The sequence below is a fragment of the Paenibacillus sp. LHD-117 genome (assembly GCF_030929555.1).
Classification (GTDB): Bacteria; Bacillota; Bacilli; order Paenibacillales; family Paenibacillaceae; genus Pristimantibacillus.
In genome coordinates, this window is the sequence record NZ_JAVFVT010000063.1 from 1 (window position 1) to 20,344 (window position 20,344).

General features: G+C 55.4%; 20 protein-coding genes. 15 read left to right on the forward strand and 5 right to left on the reverse strand.

Features of this window, described 5'->3' with window-relative positions:
• Nucleotides 1-565: 565 nt before the first annotated feature.
• Nucleotides 566-1,177 carry a superoxide dismutase gene (locus RB620_RS29515; protein ID WP_308100665.1) on the reverse strand — a complete coding sequence of 204 codons (612 nt, stop codon included), beginning with the start codon at nucleotides 1,175-1,177 and terminating at the stop codon, nucleotides 566-568.
• Nucleotides 1,178-1,570: 393 nt separating this feature from the next.
• On the opposite strand from RB620_RS29515, the gene RB620_RS29520 reads away from it, so the two are divergent.
• From RB620_RS29520 to folE, 8 genes are all read left to right on the forward strand, one after another.
• The gene (locus RB620_RS29520; protein ID WP_308100667.1) at nucleotides 1,571-1,993 is read left to right on the forward strand and encodes a GNAT family N-acetyltransferase; all 423 of its coding nucleotides are present in this window, start codon (nucleotides 1,571-1,573) and stop codon (nucleotides 1,991-1,993) included.
• Between the two features lie 111 nt (nucleotides 1,994-2,104).
• Nucleotides 2,105-2,662 (forward strand): DUF402 domain-containing protein, encoded by a 558-nt coding sequence (locus RB620_RS29525; RefSeq protein WP_308100669.1) that lies wholly within the window; start codon nucleotides 2,105-2,107, stop codon nucleotides 2,660-2,662.
• Complete coding sequence (gene lepB / locus RB620_RS29530; protein WP_308100670.1) at nucleotides 2,659-3,186, forward strand: signal peptidase I; 528 nt, start codon at nucleotides 2,659-2,661, stop codon at nucleotides 3,184-3,186. Before RB620_RS29525 ends, lepB begins: the two co-directional genes overlap by 4 nt.
• 29 nt (nucleotides 3,187-3,215) lie before the next feature.
• A complete protein-coding gene (gene rnhA / locus RB620_RS29535) occupies nucleotides 3,216-3,650 on the forward strand; it encodes a ribonuclease HI (protein ID WP_308100672.1) in 435 nt (144 codons plus the stop codon).
• Between the two features lie 3 nt (nucleotides 3,651-3,653).
• Nucleotides 3,654-4,862 carry a tRNA epoxyqueuosine(34) reductase QueG gene (gene queG, locus RB620_RS29540; protein WP_308100674.1) on the forward strand — a complete coding sequence of 403 codons (1,209 nt, stop codon included), beginning with the start codon at nucleotides 3,654-3,656 and terminating at the stop codon, nucleotides 4,860-4,862.
• The gene (locus tag RB620_RS29545; protein ID WP_308100676.1) at nucleotides 4,849-5,379 is read left to right on the forward strand and encodes a methylated-DNA--[protein]-cysteine S-methyltransferase; all 531 of its coding nucleotides are present in this window, start codon (nucleotides 4,849-4,851) and stop codon (nucleotides 5,377-5,379) included. The genes queG and RB620_RS29545 overlap by 14 nt, the downstream gene beginning before the upstream one ends.
• A 110-nt stretch (nucleotides 5,380-5,489) precedes the next feature.
• Entirely contained in the window at nucleotides 5,490-5,711 is a 222-nt protein-coding gene (locus RB620_RS29550; RefSeq protein WP_308100679.1) for a YneF family protein, read from the forward strand.
• Nucleotides 5,712-5,745: 34 nt separating this feature from the next.
• A complete protein-coding gene (gene folE, locus RB620_RS29555; protein WP_308100680.1) occupies nucleotides 5,746-6,339 on the forward strand; it encodes a GTP cyclohydrolase I FolE in 594 nt (197 codons plus the stop codon).
• Between the two features lie 88 nt (nucleotides 6,340-6,427).
• Here the strand turns inward: folE and RB620_RS29560 are convergent, their stop codons facing one another.
• Nucleotides 6,428-7,489, reverse strand: a complete 1,062-nt coding sequence (locus tag RB620_RS29560) for an alpha/beta hydrolase (RefSeq protein WP_308100681.1) — start codon at nucleotides 7,487-7,489, stop codon at nucleotides 6,428-6,430.
• A gap of 306 nt (nucleotides 7,490-7,795) precedes the next feature.
• On the opposite strand from RB620_RS29560, the gene RB620_RS29565 reads away from it, so the two are divergent.
• Nucleotides 7,796-8,539 (forward strand): IclR family transcriptional regulator, encoded by a 744-nt coding sequence (locus tag RB620_RS29565; protein WP_308100682.1) that lies wholly within the window; start codon nucleotides 7,796-7,798, stop codon nucleotides 8,537-8,539.
• An 86-nt stretch (nucleotides 8,540-8,625) separates the two neighbouring features.
• Here the strand turns inward: RB620_RS29565 and acnA are convergent, their stop codons facing one another.
• Nucleotides 8,626-11,340 carry an aconitate hydratase AcnA gene (gene acnA / locus RB620_RS29570; protein ID WP_308100683.1) on the reverse strand — a complete coding sequence of 905 codons (2,715 nt, stop codon included), beginning with the start codon at nucleotides 11,338-11,340 and terminating at the stop codon, nucleotides 8,626-8,628.
• A 292-nt stretch (nucleotides 11,341-11,632) separates the two neighbouring features.
• Here acnA and RB620_RS29575 point away from each other — a divergent pair, with 292 nt between their 5' ends.
• From RB620_RS29575 to RB620_RS29600, 6 genes are all read left to right on the forward strand, one after another.
• Nucleotides 11,633-12,895: an amidase domain-containing protein gene (locus RB620_RS29575; RefSeq protein ID WP_308100684.1), complete on the forward strand. Its 1,263-nt coding sequence runs from the start codon at nucleotides 11,633-11,635 to the stop codon at nucleotides 12,893-12,895.
• Between the two features lie 106 nt (nucleotides 12,896-13,001).
• A complete protein-coding gene (locus RB620_RS29580) occupies nucleotides 13,002-14,192 on the forward strand; it encodes a D-alanine--D-alanine ligase (protein ID WP_308100685.1) in 1,191 nt (396 codons plus the stop codon).
• Between the two features lie 119 nt (nucleotides 14,193-14,311).
• Nucleotides 14,312-14,629 (forward strand): hypothetical protein, encoded by a 318-nt coding sequence (locus RB620_RS29585; protein WP_308100686.1) that lies wholly within the window; start codon nucleotides 14,312-14,314, stop codon nucleotides 14,627-14,629.
• Between the two features lie 129 nt (nucleotides 14,630-14,758).
• Complete coding sequence (locus tag RB620_RS29590; RefSeq protein WP_308100688.1) at nucleotides 14,759-15,577, forward strand: sulfite exporter TauE/SafE family protein; 819 nt, start codon at nucleotides 14,759-14,761, stop codon at nucleotides 15,575-15,577.
• A gap of 136 nt (nucleotides 15,578-15,713) precedes the next feature.
• Nucleotides 15,714-16,568: an inositol monophosphatase family protein gene (locus tag RB620_RS29595; protein WP_308100689.1), complete on the forward strand. Its 855-nt coding sequence runs from the start codon at nucleotides 15,714-15,716 to the stop codon at nucleotides 16,566-16,568.
• Between the two features lie 97 nt (nucleotides 16,569-16,665).
• A complete protein-coding gene (locus RB620_RS29600) occupies nucleotides 16,666-17,835 on the forward strand; it encodes a PQQ-dependent sugar dehydrogenase (RefSeq protein WP_308100690.1) in 1,170 nt (389 codons plus the stop codon).
• A 103-nt stretch (nucleotides 17,836-17,938) separates the two neighbouring features.
• Here the strand turns inward: RB620_RS29600 and RB620_RS29605 are convergent, their stop codons facing one another.
• Both RB620_RS29605 and RB620_RS29610 read right to left on the reverse strand, forming a co-directional pair.
• Complete coding sequence (locus RB620_RS29605; protein ID WP_308100691.1) at nucleotides 17,939-18,529, reverse strand: hypothetical protein; 591 nt, start codon at nucleotides 18,527-18,529, stop codon at nucleotides 17,939-17,941.
• Between the two features lie 68 nt (nucleotides 18,530-18,597).
• Nucleotides 18,598-19,908 carry a glutamate-1-semialdehyde 2,1-aminomutase gene (locus RB620_RS29610; protein ID WP_308100693.1) on the reverse strand — a complete coding sequence of 437 codons (1,311 nt, stop codon included), beginning with the start codon at nucleotides 19,906-19,908 and terminating at the stop codon, nucleotides 18,598-18,600.
• Between the last annotated feature and the right edge of the window lie 436 nt (nucleotides 19,909-20,344).

The window sequence follows — 20,344 nt, forward strand, 5'->3', positions numbered from 1 at the left end:
TGTGGTAACCAACCCACGGATAGCAGCGTGCCGACCGTCGCTCGCTTATTTGCTCCCGCGCCTAGTGTTTTGGTGGTGCAAAATGCAAGGGCTTGACTAAAACGTTCATAGCAACGGAAATCAGCGCTCCTATTAGGTGATTATGAGCCTAAATGGATATCTAACGGAAATCAGCGCTCTTATTCTGCTTAAAAATGGCGTTTTTCAGGCTGAGAAACATAAATAAGGCCTCATATTTCCGTTAGAAATTCAAATCTAATAAAATGAGCCGAATAGCGTCATCCACTTCCGTTAGCATTGAAGAACAACCGCAATGGCAACGGTTTTTTAGGATCGTTCTACTAGAGCATCACATATTGAAATCGTTACACAAACTGCAGGGACGGAGTAGTTCGACGGTTGATGAATACACTCCGAACTGGGCCGTCAGGAGGCCATTGAAGAATAGGCGTAGGGACGTTGCCGGGGGATCTAGCATCACAAGAGATGCAACAAGCGTTCCATAAAAAACGCCAACCGCCGGTTGTCCGGAAGGTTGGCGTTAATAGTATGGCCGAAACGCGTATTACTTAACCGCTGCTTCGTAACGTTTGCCCACTTCGTCCCAGTTCACAACGTTCCAGAACGCTGCGATGTAATCAGGGCGTTTGTTTTGGTAGTTCAGGTAGTAAGCGTGCTCCCAAACGTCCAGGCCAAGGATCGGCGTCTCGCCTTCCATGATCGGGCTGTCTTGGTTAGGCAGGCTGTATACTTTCAGCTTGCCGTTCGCAACCGCAAGGAACGCCCAGCCGCTGCCGAAACGTGTAGCTGCCGCTTTAGCGAAGTCGGCTTTGAACGTGTCGAATCCGCCAAGCTCGCTCTCGATTGCGGATGCAAGCGCGCCAGTCGGAGCTCCGCCGGCGTTAGGGCCGATCGTTTCCCAGAACAGGCTGTGGTTGGCATGGCCGCCGCCGTTGTTGCGAACAGCCGTGCGGATGGCTTCAGGAACGCTTGCCAGGTCGGCGATCAACGCTTCGATCGATTTCTCTTGCAGTTCCGGAGCGGACTCCAGAGCAGCGTTCAAGTTCGTTACATAAGCGTTATGGTGACGTCCATGGTGGATTTCCATTGTTGTTGCGTCAATGTGAGGCTCAAGCGCATTGTGCGGATAAGGCAAAGCAGGAAGTTGATGTGCCATTAATAATTTCCTCCTAAATTTATGTAGTTTCGAATCAAATCCATTATCCCCTATCGGAATGAATAAATCAACATTGTTGTTGATAAAGTCTTCTCGATAGGTTGGTTTTCGCCGATCGGCGGATTAACTGCGCTCAAACGGCAGTCGACGGCCAGCAATAGGGTATCACGCCGTTCCGGAATTTATGCGAAAGAAGATCATTATTTTGCGTAAATAATTGATTTTAATAGCAGAAATTAATGAAAGCGCTTAATATAAAGCGTTTTCAGTCGATAATGGGCGATTTATATAGTTTTTTTAAAGAATTTCAAATATTTTAGTAGGATTTCGCCGTTATTCGTCGTATGATAGACAAGTACTATTACTATGACAAGGTATAGAAGGTGTTAAGGTATGAACGTACGTTCCTTCCAGTTGGCCGATTACAAACCACTTACTGCATTGCTTGAGGAAGTACTAACCGAGGAATGTTATGAGCAAACGATGGAAGCATTTGCTCGCCAATTGTCATGGGATAGCGAGCTAGTACTGGTCGCTGTCAAAGATTCGGAAGTTGTAGGCATGATTATCGGAACGATCGATAATAACAAAGGGTATTATTATCGGATCGCGGTTTCCACGGATCATCAGCGCAACGGCATCGGCAGAGCGCTCGTATCGTCGCTTCGCGGGCGGTTCGAACAGCGCGGAGTCAGCAAGATTTTGATAACCGCCGACGAACATAACGAACCCGTGCTGCCGCTATATGAATCCATGGGATATGAAACGGCGGATTTCTTCCGTTCGTTCCAGAAGCTTAGCATCGTCGCCGGTTAAATAGAGAGTCATTCCGTTCGATCGTTTAGGGGCATATCTGCATCGCCGTTGCAATTGGCGCTCGGATATGCTTTTCTTATTACTATAAGCATATTGAGGAGCATAAGCAGCATGGAAACCTATGAACAATGCGTGATCAAGAGCTTCAAGCATAATGGTCATATCCATCGGCTGTGGCAGCAGAATTGGATCGTGCCGGGCGGTGCGCTTACCGAGGAGCATCGGAAAGAATCGATGATCGTGCTCATCAACAGGCAGACGCCGATCCAGGAATCCGATGGCAAGCAGTGGATCAGCAGGGTTCCGGCCGTTTCTTTTTTTATCCCCGGCGAGTGGTTTAATGTCGTTGCGCTGCTCGAGACCGGAGGGGTCCGCTATTATTGCAACGTGGCGTCGCCGCCCTATTTGCAAGGCGGGGTTCTAACGTATATCGATTACGACCTCGACGTCATCCGCATGGCGGACGGCAGCCGGTATATCGTCGATCAGGACGAATACGAGCAGCATAAGCTGATCTACCATTACCCGCGGCATGTCGAGGACAAAGTAAGAGACGGCCTGAACGCCTTGCTCGCGCGAATCGAGAAGAACGGCGCTCCGTTCCAGGACGATATCGTGAATCGTTATTTCGAGAATTGGCTTGCGCTGTTCGGAGAGGCGGAGGAATGAGGCTGCGCCAAGAGCTGAAGGATTGGCTGAAAACGATCGTCATCGCTTTGGGACTCGTACTGATCTTACATTATTACGTCTTTAATTTATCCACGGTCGACGGGCAATCGATGGAACCCACGCTGAAACAGGATGAGTGGCTGTTCGTCAACAAGATCGTTTATTTGCTCGAAAAGCCGAAGCGGGGAGAAATCGTCATCTTGGAAGACCCATTCGGCGTCGGCGACAACGAGCGATTCCTGGTGAAGAGAATCGTCGGCGTACCGGGGGACCGGATCGAGATAACCGGCCGGAAGCTGTACCGCAACGGCGAACAGGTGGACGAGCCCTATACGGATTCGCCGATCGAGGATATAGATTACGGACCGGAAGTGATTCAGGAAGGGCATTACTTCGTCATGGGCGATAATCGGCACGAGAGGGCAAGCCTTGACAGCCGATCGTTCCATGCCGTGCCCGAGGAGCGGATTATCGGACGCGCGGACGTCATTCTGTGGCCGATCGATCAGATTAGGCTGTTATAATCATTTTGCGGAGAGGGTGGGGTGTACGGATGAAGGATGTCATGATTTATACGGACGGCGCGTGTTCGGGCAACCCCGGTCCGGGAGGATGGGGTGCCGTTCTGTTCTATGGCGCCCACAAGAAGGAAATCTCCGGAGGCGAGAAGGCGACCACCAACAACCGGATGGAAATCCAGGCGGTCATCGAAGGACTCCAATTGCTTAAGGAGCCGTGTACGGTAAAGGTGTACAGCGACTCCGCCTATGTCGTCAACTGCTTCCAGAAGGGCTGGATTCATGGCTGGCTGCGGAACGGCTGGAAGAACAGCAAGAAGGACCCGGTCGAGAATCAAGACCTGTGGAAGCAATTATGGGCGCTTATGGGTAAGCACAACGTGGAATACGTGAAGGTAAAGGGCCATAGCGACAATGAATGGAATAATCGCTGCGACGAATTGGCGCGCGAAGCGATCAAGCGGTTATAGGCGATGGCGGACAAGTGGCAAAAGCTCAAAGAAGAGATGAAAGCAGCGGCGCGCAGCCTTGGCATAGACGCGATCGGCATCGCGTCCGCGGATCCGTTCGTCACATTGAAGGAAAGGTTGATCCGGCATCGCGAGCTGGGGCACGAATCGGGCTTCGAAGAGCCGGATCTGGACCGGCGAACGGACCCGTCGCTGCTCTTCGACAAGCCGAAGAGCATAATCGCGATAGCCGTTGCCTATCCATCCAAGCTGGTCGACCCGCCGAAGTCCGAACCGGGCGCGAGAAGGGGTATCATGTCCCGGTCCGCCTGGGGCGAAGACTATCACAAGGTGCTGCGCGACCGTCTCGCGAAGCTGGAGACTTGGCTGCGCGAGCGCGTGCCGAAGCTGCGGGCGGAAAGCATGGTCGACACGGGCGCGTTATCGGACCGCGCCGTCGCGGAGAGGGCAGGGCTCGGCTGGAGCGCCAAAAACTGCTCCATTATTTCGCCAGAGCTCGGTTCTTGGATCTACTTGGGCGAGATGATCACGAATCTGCCCCTGCCGCCGGACGAACCGGTGACGGAGGGCTGCGGCTCCTGCACCAAATGCATCGACGCATGCCCGACCGGAGCGATCGTAGGCCCAGGTCAATTGGATGCGCAGCGGTGCATTTCGTTCGTTACGCAGACGAAGGGCATGGTGTCGGACGAATTCATGCGGAAGATCGGCAACCGCCTGTACGGCTGCGACACATGCCAGATCGTCTGCCCCGAGAATCGTGGCAAAAACTGGACGACACAGCCGGAACTGCAGCCGGATCCGGAGCTCGCGAAACCGCTTCTTATTCCGCTGCTGCGCATGGGGAACAAGGAATTCAAGGCGCGATACGGACACACTTCCTCGGCATGGAGAGGGAGAAAGCCGATTCAGCGAAACGCGGTTATTGCCCTAGGCAACTTTAAGGAAACGAGCGCCGTGCCGGAGCTTATTCATGTACTGACCGAAGACCCTAGACCGGTGCTTCGCGGAACGGCAGCCTGGTCGCTGGGAAGAATCGGCGGCGAGCAGGCCGAGGAAGCGCTCAGACAGGCGTCAAGGTCCGAGCAGGATGAAGAAGCCGGCTCTGCGGTTTTGGCCGCGCTCAGCGCGATTCAAGAGCGCCGGGAGGCAATCGCTTTAGGCGGAGATTCCGAGAGAGAGAAGCGAGGCGAAGAAAATGAGCACACTTAAGCTGGCGATATCGGAAATAAGCAGCCCCATCGGACCGCTCGCGATCATGGCGACGGAATATGCGATCTGCCATCTCGAGTTTGGAAGCCTGATCGACAACGAAGCCGGGTTAATGCAATGGGCGAAACAACGCTTGAATGCGGCCGAGGCGGACATCGAGGTTGCATCGGCGAGGAGCCATCCGATTCTGGCCGAAGCGGAGCGACAGCTCGAGCGTTATTTTGCGGGGGAGCTCCGAGCGTTCGATGTGCCGCTGCAAATGCACGGAACGGAGTTCCAGCTTCGGGTGTGGGAAGCGCTAAGGCAGATCCCTTACGGCGAGACCCGATCCTACAAGCAGATCGCGGAAGCAATCGGCAAGCCGGCAGCGGTTCGGGCGGTTGGCGGCGCGAACAACAAAAATCCGATTCCGATCATGACCCCTTGCCACCGGGTCATCGGAGCGGATGGCCGAATGGTCGGTTTCGGCGGCGGCTTGGCTGCGAAGACGGCTCTGCTGGAATTGGAAACGAATTGACGTGCCAGAAGGCTTAGGATTCGTTGCGCGGCAAGCATGGACATGCTATGATACAGGGATGTTAGGTTTGCAATTTTGGATAGTTGACGGAAAGGTGCAGGTGGCCCTAAATGGAATGGTACAATATCGTAATCCCGATCGTAACGTTGATCGTCGGCGCGGTCGGCGGTTTTATCGTCGGCGTCTTCTATCTCCGCAGGCAGATCGAGCGGATGCAGAATGACCCCGAGATGATACAGAAGATGGCGAAACAAATGGGATATAACTTAAACAAACAACAAATGTCGCGTGCCCAAAATATGATGAAAAACCAAAAGTTACCCCGCAAATAGGGGGTAAAGGTAGAACCGGAAGGAGCGGTGACGAATGGCGGGACGGAAGGATTACGTCAATTCGAAGGTGACGAGCAACCGGGAGCAGATCGAACACCATGTGAAGGAAATTTTGAAGCTGGTCGGCGAAGACGTCGAACGGGAAGGGCTGCTAGAGACGCCGGCGCGCGTAACGCGGATGTATGAGGAAATATTCGCGGGTTACGAAGTCGATCCGCGCGAAGTGCTCGGCGTGACGTTCGATGAGCAGCATGAAGAGCTTGTCATCGTCAGGGATATTATCTACTACAGCCAGTGCGAGCATCATATGGCTCCGTTCTTCGGCAAAGCTCATATCGGATACATTCCGAGCGGCAAGATCGCTGGTCTCAGCAAGCTGGCAAGACTTGTCGAGGCGATTACGCGGAGACTTCAGGTGCAGGAGCGCATCACGACGCAAATCGCGGATATTTTGGAGCAGGAGCTATCTCCACATGGCGTAATGGTCGTCGTGGAAGGCGAACATTTATGCATGTGCGCGAGAGGCGTGAAGAAGCCGGGCAGCAAGACGGTGACATCCGCGGTTCGAGGCGAATTCCGGTCTAGTCCGCAGCTTCGTTCGGAGTTTCTGGCGTTGCTTAAGCAATAAGGAACCAAATAGGAGCAAGGAAGCCATGAACCGCGGTTACCGCGGGGCAGGCGTCCTTGCTCCTTCTTCGTCGTTCCCATGGACAAGGTTATTGAAGCAGTTCACGATCAGAAGCGATTGCAGAATCCACTTGGCTTAGGAATAAAGCCGTACGTCCTATATATTCGGTCGGATGTTTGCGGAAGAGCAGTTCATGCTGGCCGTCTTCCACGATCCATGAACGCGACAATACGTTCGCTTGGTTCGTTGCGATCGTCTCCGCCGTTTCGAACGATGCCTTGGCATCCTCCGTGCCATGGATGACGTAGATCGGCATGTCGTATGCATGCTGGACGACTTGGTCGGCCGGAATCGAACCGAAATCTGTGCCTGTCCAGAGCGGGATCATCGATTCGATGAGCGGTAGCGAAGGGAATCGAGGCAGCTCCACGAATTGGTTCAGGTTGTCGAATAGCGCCTCCGAGCTAGGGACGAACAAGCTATCCAAGATCATGGCGTCGATCTCGTCCGTGACGAGAGCGGTTTGAAGGGCTGTGCCGGCACCCATCGAGAAGCCCCAGACGACGATATCCTCGGCGCCGCGGGAACGGGCATAATTAACCGAGGCGAGCAACTGCTGCGACTCTTCGCGGCCCCCCGTTGCGGGAGCTTTGTATTGTTCGGACGCGTATCCGTAGTCGAATAACAGAACGTTGTATCGCAAGTCATGCAGCAGCTCCGTTAATTCGTACATCGGCACCCAGCTCTCCTCGCGATTCGCGCCGTAGCCATGGCTGAAAACGACGGTGCGGTTCGACGGGGCGGAGGAGCCATCCTCCGTGATCGCTGGAACGTACCAGCCGCTGACGGTCGTGTCGCCGCTGTTGCTAGGGAATACGACTTCCTCGTAATCGACTCCGATCGCCTCTTGCGGATTGGAAGAGAGCGGGGCAACATAGGGATAAGCGAGCATCCAAGCGACATAACCGTGAAAAATAATAACGGCGATGAAGCACATCGCGACCATGGAGGCGATCGTTGCGATCCATTTATGTTTGCGCCGCTGAGCGGCAATGTTGGTTCTTAGGAACGGCGGGAGGGGCAAGGCTTGAGGGACGGCGCTAAGTCCGACGCTCTCGAGCGGTTGCGGAGTTCCAATAGACAGGTTCATCGTCATGCGCCCCCTTTGGCAGGTCTATCGATCATGTAAGCGTTACAATTGTTCTAGTCCTTTTATCGTAGTTCCGCGGGGGAAGCCTGTCAATCGGTGTCGGATGATTGTTAGCCGGATGTTAACGGGTTGTAATCGTTTTGTAATGTTTCATTTTTCTTTACGATCGCGGAGCGGTTCATGTATACTTAATGAGAATGGATTTCATCCAATATGGAATCGGGTTTCGGATAATGAAACTCTTTAGTCATAATGCCAGTTAGTCGTAATAGTAGTCCGAATGGGACTCGAAGGAGGTGCGCGAACGTGGAGGAAGGGAAATCGACGGTCAGGGCCGTTGACCGGGCGCTGGATATATTGTTATGCTTCACGCTAAGAACCGATTGGGCAATGACGGAAATCGCCGAGCATGTCGGCTTGCATAAGAGCACCGTGCATCGCATGCTTGCGACGCTGGAGGAGAAGGGCTTCATCGAGCGCGACCAGTCGACCGATCGGTATCACCTGGGACTGCGCGTATGGGAGCTATCCGCGAACTTATCGGGCTCCGACGATCAAGCGACGATCTGGCTGCCGGAGATGGTACGTTTGCGGGATCAGCTGGGCGAGACGGTCAGCATCTACGTGAGGGACGGATCGGAGCGTATTCGGATTCAGGCGGTGCAAAGCAACCAGCCGGTCCGGCGCGTAGCGCCGATCGGCATAAGGCTGCCTCTGTACGCGGGGGCATCGAGCAAGGTGCTGATCGCGTATTCCAAGGAGGCCGTGCAAGCGAGCATTTTGGAGTCGCCGGAATGGCCGTCGTCCATCGATATGCAGCAATACAGGCTTCAGCTGCAGGAAGTAACGTCGCAAGGCTACGCCACAAGCTTCGAAGAACGCGAAGCGGGAGCCGCAGCTTTGTCTTCGCCGATCTTCGACCGCGCCGGAGGCCTTGCCGCGGCGCTATCCGTTTCGGGCCCAGCGAGCCGCATGACGCTGGAGACGATGCGCGAATACGCGCCGGTCATGATGGAAGCGGCCAAGCGAATGGGAACGATGAGCAAATAATTTGATGTACGAAATGTATCGAATCAATATGAAGAAAGGCCTATGCGCAGGTGCGCATAGGCCTTTATCTTTTTCTTGGCGATTCGTTAGTTCATGTTCGCGATCATTTGGCGAAGCACCGTTTGCAGGATGCCGCCGTTACGGTAGTAATCGACGTCGACGAGGGAGTCCAGACGTACGATCGCCGGGAATTCGAACGTCGTGCCGTCTTCGCGGGTTGCGTTCACGTTTACCGTCTGACCTGGCTTCACATCGTTGGACAAGCCCGTAATATCGAACGTTTCGCGTCCCGTAATGCCAAGCGTCTTCCAGCTTTGGCCTTCTTGGAACTGAAGCGGGAGAACGCCCATGCCGACCAGATTGGAGCGGTGGATACGCTCGAAGCTTTCGGCGATGACGGCTTTCACGCCAAGCAGGTAGGTTCCTTTGGCCGCCCAGTCGCGGGAGCTGCCCGTTCCGTACTCTTTGCCTGCGATGACGACGAGATTTTTGTCTTCGGCTTGATATTTCATGGATGCGTCGTAGATCGACATCACTTCGCCGGTAGGGAGGTAAGTCGTTACGCCGCCTTCCGTGCCTGGCGCTACTTGGTTACGAATGCGGATGTTCGCGAACGTGCCGCGCATCATCACTTCGTGGTTGCCGCGGCGGGAGCCGTAGGAGTTAAAGTCTTTGCGCTCTACGCCGTTGTCGATCAAGTATTTGCCGCCCGGGCTGTTAACCGTGATGTTGCCCGCAGGGGAGATATGGTCCGTCGTAACGGAGTCGCCCATGAGCGCAAGCACGCTGGCCGAAGGAATGTCCGCGATGTCGGACAGATCGGAGCCCAGATTTTCGAAGAACGGCGGGTTCTGGATGTACGTCGACTTCGAATCCCACTCGTAGCTTTCGCCTTGCGGCACGTCGATCGCGTTCCAACGCTCATTCTGCGTAAAGACATTCTCGTATTTGTCATTGAACATTTGCGGATTAAGAGCCGTCGCGACAGCTTCCTTGATCTCCGCGTTCGTTGGCCAAATGTCCTTCAGGAATACCGGCTGGCCGTCTTGGTCGTGGCCGATCGGCTCGTTGGCAAGATCGATGTTGACCGTGCCAGCAAGCGCGTACGCGACAACCAATGGAGGCGATGCCAGGTAGTTGGCTTTGACCTGCGCATGCACGCGTCCTTCGAAGTTACGGTTACCGGAGAGAACGGCGGCTACCGTCATATCGTTGTCGGCGATCGCTTTGCTCACTTCGTCCGGAAGCGGGCCGGAGTTGCCGATGCAAGTCGCGCAGCCGTAACCTGCTACGTGGAAGCCCAGCGCTTCGAGCGATTCAAGCAGATTCGCTTTCTTCAGGTACTCGGTAACGACCAGGGAACCCGGCGTCAGCGAGCTCTTCACGTAAGCCGGCTTCGTCAGGCCGCGCTCGACCGCTTTTTTCGCGACGAGGCCCGCGCCAAGCATTACGCTAGGGTTAGACGTATTCGTGCAGCTCGTGATTGCCGCGATGACGACCGCTCCAGTGCCCATTTTGGATTGGACGCCGTCATTGTGCTGAACGGGAACCACTTGCTCGATTTTCTCGTCGGACAGGCCGTAGCCGCCTTTGTCGATCGGCGTGCGGATGATGCTGTTGAACGCTTCCTTCATCGATGTCAGCTCGACGCGGTCTTGCGGACGTTTCGGTCCCGCGAGGGAAGGAACGATCGTGGACAGGTCCAGCTCGATGACGTCGGTGAACACAGGGTCCGGAGTCGAGTCCGTGCGGAACATGTCTTGCGCTTTGTAATAAGCTTCGACCAGCTGAATTTGCTCTTCCTTGCGGCCGGTTTGGCGCATGAAGTCGAGCGTCTCGCTGTCGACTGGGAAGAAACCGATCGTCGCGCCGTATTCCGGTGCCATGTTGGCAACCGTTGCGCGGTCAGCCAGGCTGATGTTGGATAGTCCAGGACCGAAGAACTCGACGAACTTGCCGACAACGCCTTTTTTGCGCAGTATTTGTGTAACGGTAAGTGCAAGGTCGGTCGCCGTGGAGCCTTCCGCCAAGCTGCCAGTCAGCTTAAAGCCGATAACTTCAGGCATAACGAAGTACAAAGGTTGACCCAGCATGCCGGCTTCCGCCTCGATGCCGCCAACGCCCCAGCCTACTACGCCGAGACCGTTGATCATCGTCGTATGGGAGTCGGTACCTACCAAGGAGTCCGGGTATACGACCGTCTCGCCGTCAACCGTCTTCGTAGCGGCAACGGATGCCAGGTACTCCAGGTTAACTTGGTGAACGATACCCGTGCCGGGAGGAACCGCGCGGAAGTTGTCGAACGCCGTTTGGGCCCAGCGCAGGAACCGGTAACGTTCTTCGTTGCGCTCGAATTCCACTTTTGTGTTGTACTCAAGCGCCTCGGGGCTGCCGAACGCGTCTACCATGATGGAGTGGTCGATAACGAGATCGACCGGCACAAGCGGATTGATTTGCTTCGGATCTCCGCCGGCTTTCTTCACGGTGTCGCGCATAGCCGCAAGGTCGACGACGACCGGAACGCCCGTGAAATCCTGAAGGACGATACGAGCGGGAATGAACGGAATTTCTTTGTCTTCGCGGCCGTTCGCCCAGTTTGCCAGCTGCTTTACGTGTTCGGGAGTAATACCGCGTCCGTCGAATTGGCGGACAGCCGCCTCCAGCAGTACTTTAATGGAGAACGGAAGCTTGGAGATATCACCAAGGCCTTGCTCTTCCAGACCGCCAAGGCGGTAGTAGGCGTACGAATTGCCGCCCGATTCAAGCGTCGTGCGAACAGAATATTGATTTTGTTTGGACATCGCTATTCTCCTCTTCTGATCGTAGTTGTTGTTTCATTGTATGAAACACAATTTCAAAAACCTTATGTCTCTAGTATAGCTTCAAAACGGGGTATACGTAAAGTCCAATTATGACCTTTTCTCCGCCCGAAATAACGAATTTGTGCAAGCCGGCGCTGGGAAGAAATCACATGATTCCGCGGAACGCATCATATAATGAACCAGTCGTTCCATGCCATGCCATAGCCCGCGGGGCGGGACCAGCGTCCCCAAGTCCGTCCCGATTCGAAAAAAAACGCCAGGAGGGATCGCGATGTCGAGAACAAGCAGCCGCGATGCGTTCAACCAGCGGCAGAAGCGCTTCGGCAAACCGCCGCAGACGGCCGCCGCTTCGGCCGTCGCTCCGAACCGGAAGCCGAAGCCGGAGCCGGAGCCAGAGCCTTTATCCGAACGCAAGAGCAAAGCGCCAGAGCAAGAGCGGGGTCGGGGGCAAGAGCCGAAGCTGAGCGCGCTGCTGCAGTCATCCGGTCTTGTCCGGCAGCCGCCGACAGGCAAGAAAGACTGGAAGGCGGCGGTGCATCGTTATGTCCGATTGTTTAATCAGGCGGAGACGGATCAGCATGCCCGGGTACTGTCCGATTTCGTCTCGGACCCGGTGCATGGGGAACGCTTCGCCCGAAGAATGGATCGCCTTCGCGATCGCGATTTGCTTCGGGGAGCGATTCCCGCGGGCAGCGAGACGAAGGCGGAGCTTGTCCGCGTCAACGAGTCGGCCGGCGAAGTGTCGGTGCTGCTGCGGCTCCATGTGAAACGCAGGATGGAGCAAGCGGGACTGTTTTATATGGAGGAACGTTACGAATTCGAACGCCTCTGGCTCCGGCTCGAGGACGAGGCTTGGCAAGTGCTTCAAATCGAGCCCGTCATCGCCGAGCGCAGGCCGAAATACGGGGCGTCCGTTCATGAATGGCAGGAGGATCAGGAAGCTTCCCCGGATGCCGACGAGATATCTCCGTCCATGCCTTACTTAAATTATGACCTAATGCCCGGATTCAAACTCCGGCCAAGCGCTATTCGTTACAGGAGGGATTTGGCTGCGGCTTACGCGGACCGATGGTGGAACGCGGGCAACCCCGCATACGAGCTATTCGAGGTGAATTGCACCAATTACGTATCCCAATGCATCTTTGCAGGCAATGCGACGATGAACTATACTGGTAGAAGGGGCAGCGGATGGTGGTACAAAGGCCGGAACAAAGGCCAAGAATGGTGGAGCTATAGCTGGGCTGTCTCCAATTCGATGACGACGTACCTAGCGGCCGCACGAAAGTCCGGCCTCCGTGCCGTGACAGTTCCGACGGCAGGAGAGCTTCAGCTCGGCGACGTCATCACGTACGATTGGAACGGCGACGGACGATTCCAGCACAGTACCATCGTAATCGCCTTCGATTCCGCGGGCCAGCCGCTCGTGAACGCCAACACGGTCGCCAGCCGGCACCGTTACTGGGATTACCGGGATTCTTATGCCTGGACACCCGCGACCAAATACCGTTTTTTTCATATCTCAGACATGTTTTAGTCCATGAAGGAAGCAAACGTCAGTCACGTTGCTGCCGAATAGAGATTGAACGGTGGATCGGCTAGGCTCAGCCCAACTGAAATAAAAACGTACCGGAGGATATGCCATGGGGAGCAAAGTAAGAGTAGGTCTTGTATACGGGGGGAAATCCGGAGAGCACGAGGTATCTCTTCAGACGGCATTCGCCGTCATGCGCGAATTCGATTACGGAAAATACGAAATCAAACCTTTCTATATTACGAAGCAAGGGGAATGGAAAAGCGGGTCCGCGCTGCTGGCGCCGCCGGATTCGGTTGAGTCGCTGCGGTTCTCGGACGGCGGGATCGGCTCGTCCAGCGGTTCTCTCGCGCCGCTCTTCGACGCGCTGGATGCCGGAACGGCGTCCGGAAGCCAGTCGGCAGTCTTGCCGAAGGCGCAGATTAGCGGCAAATCCGATGTGGCGGTCGCGGGAGAGGACCAGGCCGCAGAAGCGCCTGTCGACGTCATGTTCCCTCTGCTGCACGGAACGTTCGGGGAAGACGGTACGATTCAAGGTTTGTTCGAGATGGCGAACATTCCTTACGTAGGCGCGGGCGTGCTTGCATCCGCCGTGGGGATGGACAAGATCACGATGAAGAAAGTATTCGCGCAGGAAGGTTTGCCGCAATGCGTCTTCCGATATTTTAATCGCACGCAATGGGAGAAGGATGCTTCTTATTTCATCATGGAATGCGAAGTGTCGCTCGGTTATCCATGTTTCGTCAAGCCGGCCAACCTCGGCTCCAGCGTCGGCGTGTCCAAGGCGAGAAACCGTGAGGAGCTGATCGAGGCCGTCAATTACGCGCTTCGGTTCGACCGGAAGGTGATCGTAGAAGAGTTCGTCGATGCGCGCGAGATCGAAGTCAGCGTGTTAGGCAACGACGAGCCGAGGGCCTCGGTTCCTGGCGAAATCGCGCCTTCTAATGAATTTTACGATTATAAGGCAAAATATATCGACGGCAAATCGACGATGATCATCCCAGCCGAGCTTCCTGAAGATATCGCGGACACGGTCCGCGATTTGGCGGTTCGCGCGTTTCTCGCGATTGACGGCTCCGGCTTGTCGCGCGTAGACTTCTTCCTCCGCAAGGAAGACAATAAGCTGTTCATCAACGAAGTCAACACGCTGCCGGGCTTCACGCCGTTCAGCATGTACCCGCTCATGTGGCGCGAATCCGGACTGCCGTATAAGCAATTGCTCGATACGTTGATCGAGCTGGCGAAAGAACGTCATGCGGCGAAGCAGCGGATCGACTTTACGGGCGAGTCGCTTCAGTAAAGCGTTTTGGAATAAAGGGCTGCAGCCGGGGCGCTTCCTGCGTCTCGGCTGTCTGCATCGAAGAGGGACAAGCTCTTTTACATATATTATGCGATAATGAGGATTGAGGAGGAATCTTGATGGGGTTCGGAACGGAGTTTAATTCGGTCTGCAAGTTCAAGTCAGAGCAAGAGCTGTACGAATTGTTGGAATACGGGAAGGGCAAAATGGTGAAAAGCGGGTTCCGCGTATTCCCGACCGGCCAGAAGGTCATCGCGTATACGCCAACCAACGATGCGATCGCGATCGTCCGGATTCTGGCATCGATCGCGGAAATCAATTTCCAAGGCGAAGAAGTGACCCAAGTGGAGATGGAGCTCGTGCGCAAGCTGACGGAAGAAGAAGCAAGGATACAGACCGCATTGGCATACGAAATGTTCTTCGGGGAGCGCGGGTAAACGATGATCGTCAGATTCGGATTCGCGGCATTGGCTACGGTGCTGGACGGAGGAATCGTGGAGATCGCTCCGGCGTAACCGGTTCCGGCTGCTTGTTGAACGACGGAAAGGTACGGGTGATCGTTCGTCATGGAGTGGATTTTGTTAATGCTGCTGGGCGTAGCCGCAGCTATGTTCGGCAGCATCGTAGGCCTCGGCGGCGGGATCATCATCGTGCCGGGACTTCTGTTATTCGCTCCAAGGCTAATCGGAGAGCCGATCGACCATGCGACGGCCGTAGGCATTTCATTGACCGTCCTGGTCGTTACGGCGCTCGCTTCCACGATGAGCTATACGAAGAGAGGAATCGTCGACTACCGTAGCGGGCTGCTTTTCTTCATCACCAGCGGCCCTGCGGCGATACTCGGCTCCGCGCTTACGGGGCTCATGAAAGCGGGGGCGTTCCAGCTCTTGTTCGGAACGTTGATGCTGCTTCTTGCAGGTCTATTGATTGGGCGGGAATATATGAAACCGTTTGCGAAAGAATGGCCGATCAAACGAACGATTACGGACGCAGAGGGTACTGTACATACGTACAGTTATGGCATTTGGTCCGCCCTCGCGATCGGCATTGGCGTCGGATTGATCTCCGGATTGTTCGGAATAGGCGGAGGTTCGTTATTCGTGCCCATGATGGTGCTGCTGTACCGGTTCCCGCCTCATGTCGCGACGGCAACGTCGATGTTCGTCATCTTCCTCTCTTCCGTTCTGGGGAGCGGCATGCATGTCGCGCTAGGGGAGACAGATTGGCTTCTCGTCGCGGCGCTTGTCCCGGGGGCTTGGATCGGGGGCAAGCTTGGCGCGCGGATCGCCATTCGGTTGAGCGGCAACAAATTATTATGGCTGCTGCGCATGACCTTGTTGGCGCTGGCGATTCAGCTGATCGTCGAGGGGATACGGGCGTTATAACGGGAGGCAAAGGATCGATTCATCCGAAACCCGTCACGGGCTGCGTGCGTATTGCAATAAGATGAGAAGAACTTGTACAATAATCTTTATTTATGATCAAGTTGAACATCTTTTAAAAGCTGGGAGAGTGATAGTCTTGAACGACGGCACTAACGGCTCTGTCATAGGAGGCAAAAGCTTTACGGCGGTCGCGATCAACTGCGCCGCCAAAGCAGGGGAATGGATCATGACGAAGCTTGGCGGCTTCTCCAACCTCGAACTCAAATATTCGGCACATGATCTCGTCACCGAGGTGGACAAGGGCTCCGAAAGGCTTATTCGTAATTTGATAGGCACGCACTTCCCTCACCATTCGTTCCTGGGTGAAGAGGGAGTCGAACCCGGACCGGAAGCTTCCTCGCAAGCGCTTGCAGAGATGAGCGACGCGGAATATTTGTGGATCGTCGATCCGATCGACGGCACGACGAACTACGTACACGGCTTCCCTTTTTTCTGCGTGTCCATTGCACTCGCCTATCGCGGCGAAGTGATCGTGGGAGTTATCTACGATCCGATGAAGGACGAATTGTTCGTGGCGGAGAAGGGGAAGGGCGCTTACGTGCATGGCAAGAAGATGGGCGTCTCCGGCGAAGAAACGCTGCGGGGCAGCCTGATCGCGACCGGATTGCCGGCCGACCATCATTACGCGTTGCCGCTTAACTTGAAAGGCATCCAAAGCGTCGCGCCGGGAGTCCGCAATCTTAGAATCGCCGGATCGGCGGCTCTGCATCTGGCTTACGTCGCGGCAGGCCGTCTCAGCGGCTTCTGGGAAATCGGCCTAAACAGCTGGGATATCGCGGCAGGCGCGCTTCTGGTCCAGGAATCGGGCGGCCAAATGACGGATACGAAAGGCAATCCTTACACGCTGGCCGTAAGGAACGTTGCCGCAACCAACGGACTCATTCACGGCGAGCTGCTGGACGCCCTTGCCAATGCGGATGCGGCCGAATAAAGAAAGACAAATGACGGAGGACAACAGGAACGCGGAGGCGTATTGTTGTCCTTATTCCTTTTTAATGCCTTTTATACTTGATCGGGAGGTATGAACCATGACGGGAAAACAAACAGGGACGTTGGCGGCGATCCTTTGTTTCGCGTTGTTATCGGCCTGCAGCGGGGACGGCAACAATAGGAACGAGGCAACTTCCGCTCCGAAATCGACGGTGGCAGTCTCGCCCGAACCTACTCAAGCGGCTACGGAAAAACCAGCGGCGGGCGAGGATTCCGGGCAGTCCGAATCCGGCGAGCCTTATGCCGTCATCGCCGAGAATTTGCGCATACCGTGGTCGATCGCGATTGCCGGCAACGACTTCTACGTCACGGAGAGGGAAGGGAATATCGTCCGAATCGGCGGCGGCAATCAAACGCGCCAGAACGTCAGGTTATCGGAAGCGGTTCTGCACGAGGGTGAAGGAGGCCTACTGGGATTTGTCCTGGCGCCTGATTTCGAAGAGTCGAAGGAAGCCTTCGCCTACCATACGTACGAGAAAGACGGGAAGACGCTAAACCGGATCGTCTTGCTCAAGCAGGAGGGAGCCGATTGGGCCGAGCAGCAAGCGCTGCTGGAGGGCATTCCCGGCAATTCGACCCATAACGGAGGCAGGCTGGCGATAGGCCCGGACGGCATGCTCTATGCGACGACGGGCGATGCCCAAGGCAGGAGCGATGCCCAAGACACGAACAGTCTGGCGGGGAAGATCATTCGGATGACGCTTACCGGCCAAATTCCTTCGGACAACCCTTTCCCGAACTCGTATGTCTACTCGTACGGCCATCGGAATCCGCAGGGGATCGCGTGGACGGAAGACGGCCAAATGTACAGCACGGAGCATGGTCCTTCGGGCAATCCCGGCGGACATGACGAAATCAACGTCATCGCTCCCGGGAACAATTACGGCTGGTCGGCTATATACGGCGATCAGAAGAAACAGGACATGGTTACCCCAATTTACCACACGGGAGATCCGGCCATCGCGCCTTCGGGAACGATCGTGGACGGCGAAGGAAGGCTCGTCATTGCGACGCTGCGCGGAGAAGCGATTTACAGGTATACGCCTGCGACGGGGAAAATGGAGGTCATCCATGAGGGGGAAGGGCGGATTCGCGATTTGAAGCTGGTCCAGGATAAACTCTATTTCGTCACCAACAATCTCGACGGGCGCGGAGGCAAGTCTTCCGAATCGGAGGATCGGCTTGTCCGAATGGATTATCCGGAATAAAGAGCGCGAACGGCAGCCAATCTATCGAATGTGAATTCGAGTCGATCGGCTGCCGTTTTTTTGCCGCTTTAATCATGTATTTGAAGACCGGTGATCGATTCGTTTAATTCGCCGCATCGAGGGTGTAACGGAACAGCTCCGCCAATTCTATCCGCTGCAACCCCTGCAAGAGGCGGTGGGTTTCGTCCGAACCTTTGCCCGATTCCTGCAGGGAAATCAAATCGACGAATTCGTCGCAGTTCCAGCTCCCGTCATTCCGGAATTGCTTCAGGATGTTAACGATTGCGCCGGCTGGCAGCACGTTCAGGCCGGGCTGATCCTTGAGCCATACCGAGACGGCGAGCCGGGTCCGCTCTTTTACGGGATGGCGTCCCGCTTGGCGGAACCAGTATTTGCTGTTCCAGAAGTCTTGCTCCATCCGGTGCATGATGGCGTGCCAATAGCACCCCGTTGCATCGTCTTCGATCTGCTGAGCATAGGAATGGGAGCGGTCCAAGCTGTCGTTAAGCAAATGCAAGCCGGCCATTAGGGCGATCCGCGATTTGTCCGCGTCTGTGGACGGATGGGTACGGCCAAGCTCGGCGATCTCGTCATCCAGTCCTGCATGCCAAACGTTGGTAGGGGACAACAGGGCCGGTTCGCCCCGGCAGTCCAGTTGCTCCATGATCGTCTTCAATCGTTCCTGTATCTTCATCCTCGATTTCTCCTCCCCCGTTTCGGAAATCATGCAGCGTATTTTGCGCCGCTTTGCTCTTTATGTCCTTACAGTTTGGCCATCGCCTTGCGAGCGGCCTCGATCGTTTCGTCGATGTCGGCTTCCGTATGCGCGGTCGTCAGGAACCATGCCTCGTACTTGGACGGAGCCAGGTTGATGCCTTGGTCCAGCATCAGCCGGAAGAAGGCGCCGAATCGTTCGCCGTCCGTATCTTGCGCCTCGTCGTAGTTTGTCACGGGATGATCGCAGAAGTGGGCCGAGAATGAACCACGGATCCGATTGATCGTAAGCGGCACGCCGTTCGCTTTGGCAGCATCCGCAAGTCCTGCGGCCAGTTTCGTCGCGAGCGCGTCCATGCGGTCGTAAATGCCGGCTTCCTGCAGCACTTCCAAGCAGGCGATGCCGGCGGAGATGGAAGCAGGGTTGCCGGCCATCGTGCCCGCCTGGTAGGCCGGTCCGAGCGGAGCGACTTGCTCCATGAGTTCGCGGCGTCCGCCGTAGGCGCCGATCGGCAGTCCGCCGCCGATGATTTTGCCGAGCGCGGTCAAGTCGGGTTCGATCGCCTGCCGGTCCGGGAAGACGCTATACGTCTGAGTCGAGCCGTAATGGAACCGGAAGGCGCTGATGACTTCGTCGTAGATGACGAGGGCGCCGGCTTCGCGCGTCAGCTTGCACAACCCTTCAAGGAACCCTTCGTGCGGCATGACCATGCCGAAGTTGCCGACGATCGGCTCGACCATGACGGCAGCGGTGTCGTCTCCCCAACGTTCGAGCGCTTCCTTCAGCGCATCCAAGTTGTTGAACGGCACGGTAATGACCTCATGGGCAATGCTGGTCGGGATACCAGCGCTGTCCGGTATTCCCAGCGTGGAGGGACCGGAACCTGCCGCAACGAGGACAAGATCGGAGTGGCCGTGGTAACATCCCGCGAATTTGATGATTTTGTTGCGTTTCGTATAGGCTCTTGCGACGCGAATCGTTGTCATGACGGCTTCCGTGCCCGAGTTGACGAATCGGACCTTGTCCATCGACGGGATGGCCTCCTTCAGCATGCGGGCAAGCTTGATCTCTAGCTCGGTCGGCGTTCCGTACAAAATGCCGTTCCGCGCAGCCGTCACGATGGCTTCCGTAATATGGGGATGGGCATGGCCCGTAATGATCGGTCCGTAAGCCGCCAAGTAGTCGATGTAGCGGTTATCGTCCACATCCCAGAAGTAGGCGCCTTCGGCGCGTTTCATGAAGACGGGGGCTCCTCCGCCTACGGCTTTGAACGAACGGGACGGGCTATTGACGCCGCCGACGATATGCTGCAGCGCTTCTTGGTAGAGTTGATTGGACATGGGTCGTTGAATGGACATGAGAATGGAAAAACTCCTTTCAGTCGGGAGTGGATTTTTTGACCACATAAGAATTTATAAGTTTCCGATTCTTACGGAAGGGTAAATTCTTATTGGCGATAAAACTTACCGTATGCTTACGAAAATGCTTTGCTTTGCAAAGCTGAAGGTCGCTCATCGTCGAGTGGCCTCGATAGAGCTTTTTTCATTAACGGCATGAATCGTTGCGGGGGCGAGCGATGATAAAGATTGTAGTAGATCGCTCCGAAATGACAGTAACCATTCGATGATCTAACGGAAATCAGCGCTCTTAATATGCGATTATGAGCCAATTTAGAAATCTAGCTATGATGAACGTAAAAACAGCCCCGTATGTGCTTCACGTCGTAGGTTAAAAATGGGAAGTAAGAACACAACCATTTTCAGAGCTACATAGCAAAAGGAGCTGTTACTATGC

Bases quoted from the DNA above. Each gene is read 5' to 3' on its own strand.
- RB620_RS29580 (WP_308100685.1), top strand. From the start codon at position 13,002: ATGGGGAGCAAAGTAAGAGTAGGTCTTGTATACGGGGGGAAATCCGGA.
- RB620_RS29590 (WP_308100688.1), top strand. From the start codon at position 14,759: ATGGAGTGGATTTTGTTAATGCTGCTGGGCGTAGCCGCAGCTATGTTC.
- rnhA (WP_308100672.1), top strand. From the start codon at position 3,216: ATGAAGGATGTCATGATTTATACGGACGGCGCGTGTTCGGGCAACCCC.
- lepB (WP_308100670.1), top strand. From the start codon at position 2,659: ATGAGGCTGCGCCAAGAGCTGAAGGATTGGCTGAAAACGATCGTCATC.
- RB620_RS29525 (WP_308100669.1), top strand. From the start codon at position 2,105: ATGGAAACCTATGAACAATGCGTGATCAAGAGCTTCAAGCATAATGGT.
- RB620_RS29585 (WP_308100686.1), top strand. From the start codon at position 14,312: ATGGGGTTCGGAACGGAGTTTAATTCGGTCTGCAAGTTCAAGTCAGAG.
- RB620_RS29545 (WP_308100676.1), top strand. From the start codon at position 4,849: ATGAGCACACTTAAGCTGGCGATATCGGAAATAAGCAGCCCCATCGGA.
- RB620_RS29605 (WP_308100691.1), bottom strand. From the start codon at position 18,529: ATGAAGATACAGGAACGATTGAAGACGATCATGGAGCAACTGGACTGC.
- RB620_RS29610 (WP_308100693.1), bottom strand. From the start codon at position 19,908: ATGTCCATTCAACGACCCATGTCCAATCAACTCTACCAAGAAGCGCTG.
- RB620_RS29515 (WP_308100665.1), bottom strand. From the start codon at position 1,177: ATGGCACATCAACTTCCTGCTTTGCCTTATCCGCACAATGCGCTTGAG.
- queG (WP_308100674.1), top strand. From the start codon at position 3,654: ATGGCGGACAAGTGGCAAAAGCTCAAAGAAGAGATGAAAGCAGCGGCG.
- RB620_RS29520 (WP_308100667.1), top strand. From the start codon at position 1,571: ATGAACGTACGTTCCTTCCAGTTGGCCGATTACAAACCACTTACTGCA.
- RB620_RS29600 (WP_308100690.1), top strand. From the start codon at position 16,666: ATGACGGGAAAACAAACAGGGACGTTGGCGGCGATCCTTTGTTTCGCG.
- RB620_RS29560 (WP_308100681.1), bottom strand. From the start codon at position 7,489: ATGAACCTGTCTATTGGAACTCCGCAACCGCTCGAGAGCGTCGGACTT.
- folE (WP_308100680.1), top strand. From the start codon at position 5,746: ATGGCGGGACGGAAGGATTACGTCAATTCGAAGGTGACGAGCAACCGG.
- RB620_RS29550 (WP_308100679.1), top strand. From the start codon at position 5,490: ATGGAATGGTACAATATCGTAATCCCGATCGTAACGTTGATCGTCGGC.
- acnA (WP_308100683.1), bottom strand. From the start codon at position 11,340: ATGTCCAAACAAAATCAATATTCTGTTCGCACGACGCTTGAATCGGGC.
- RB620_RS29575 (WP_308100684.1), top strand. From the start codon at position 11,633: ATGTCGAGAACAAGCAGCCGCGATGCGTTCAACCAGCGGCAGAAGCGC.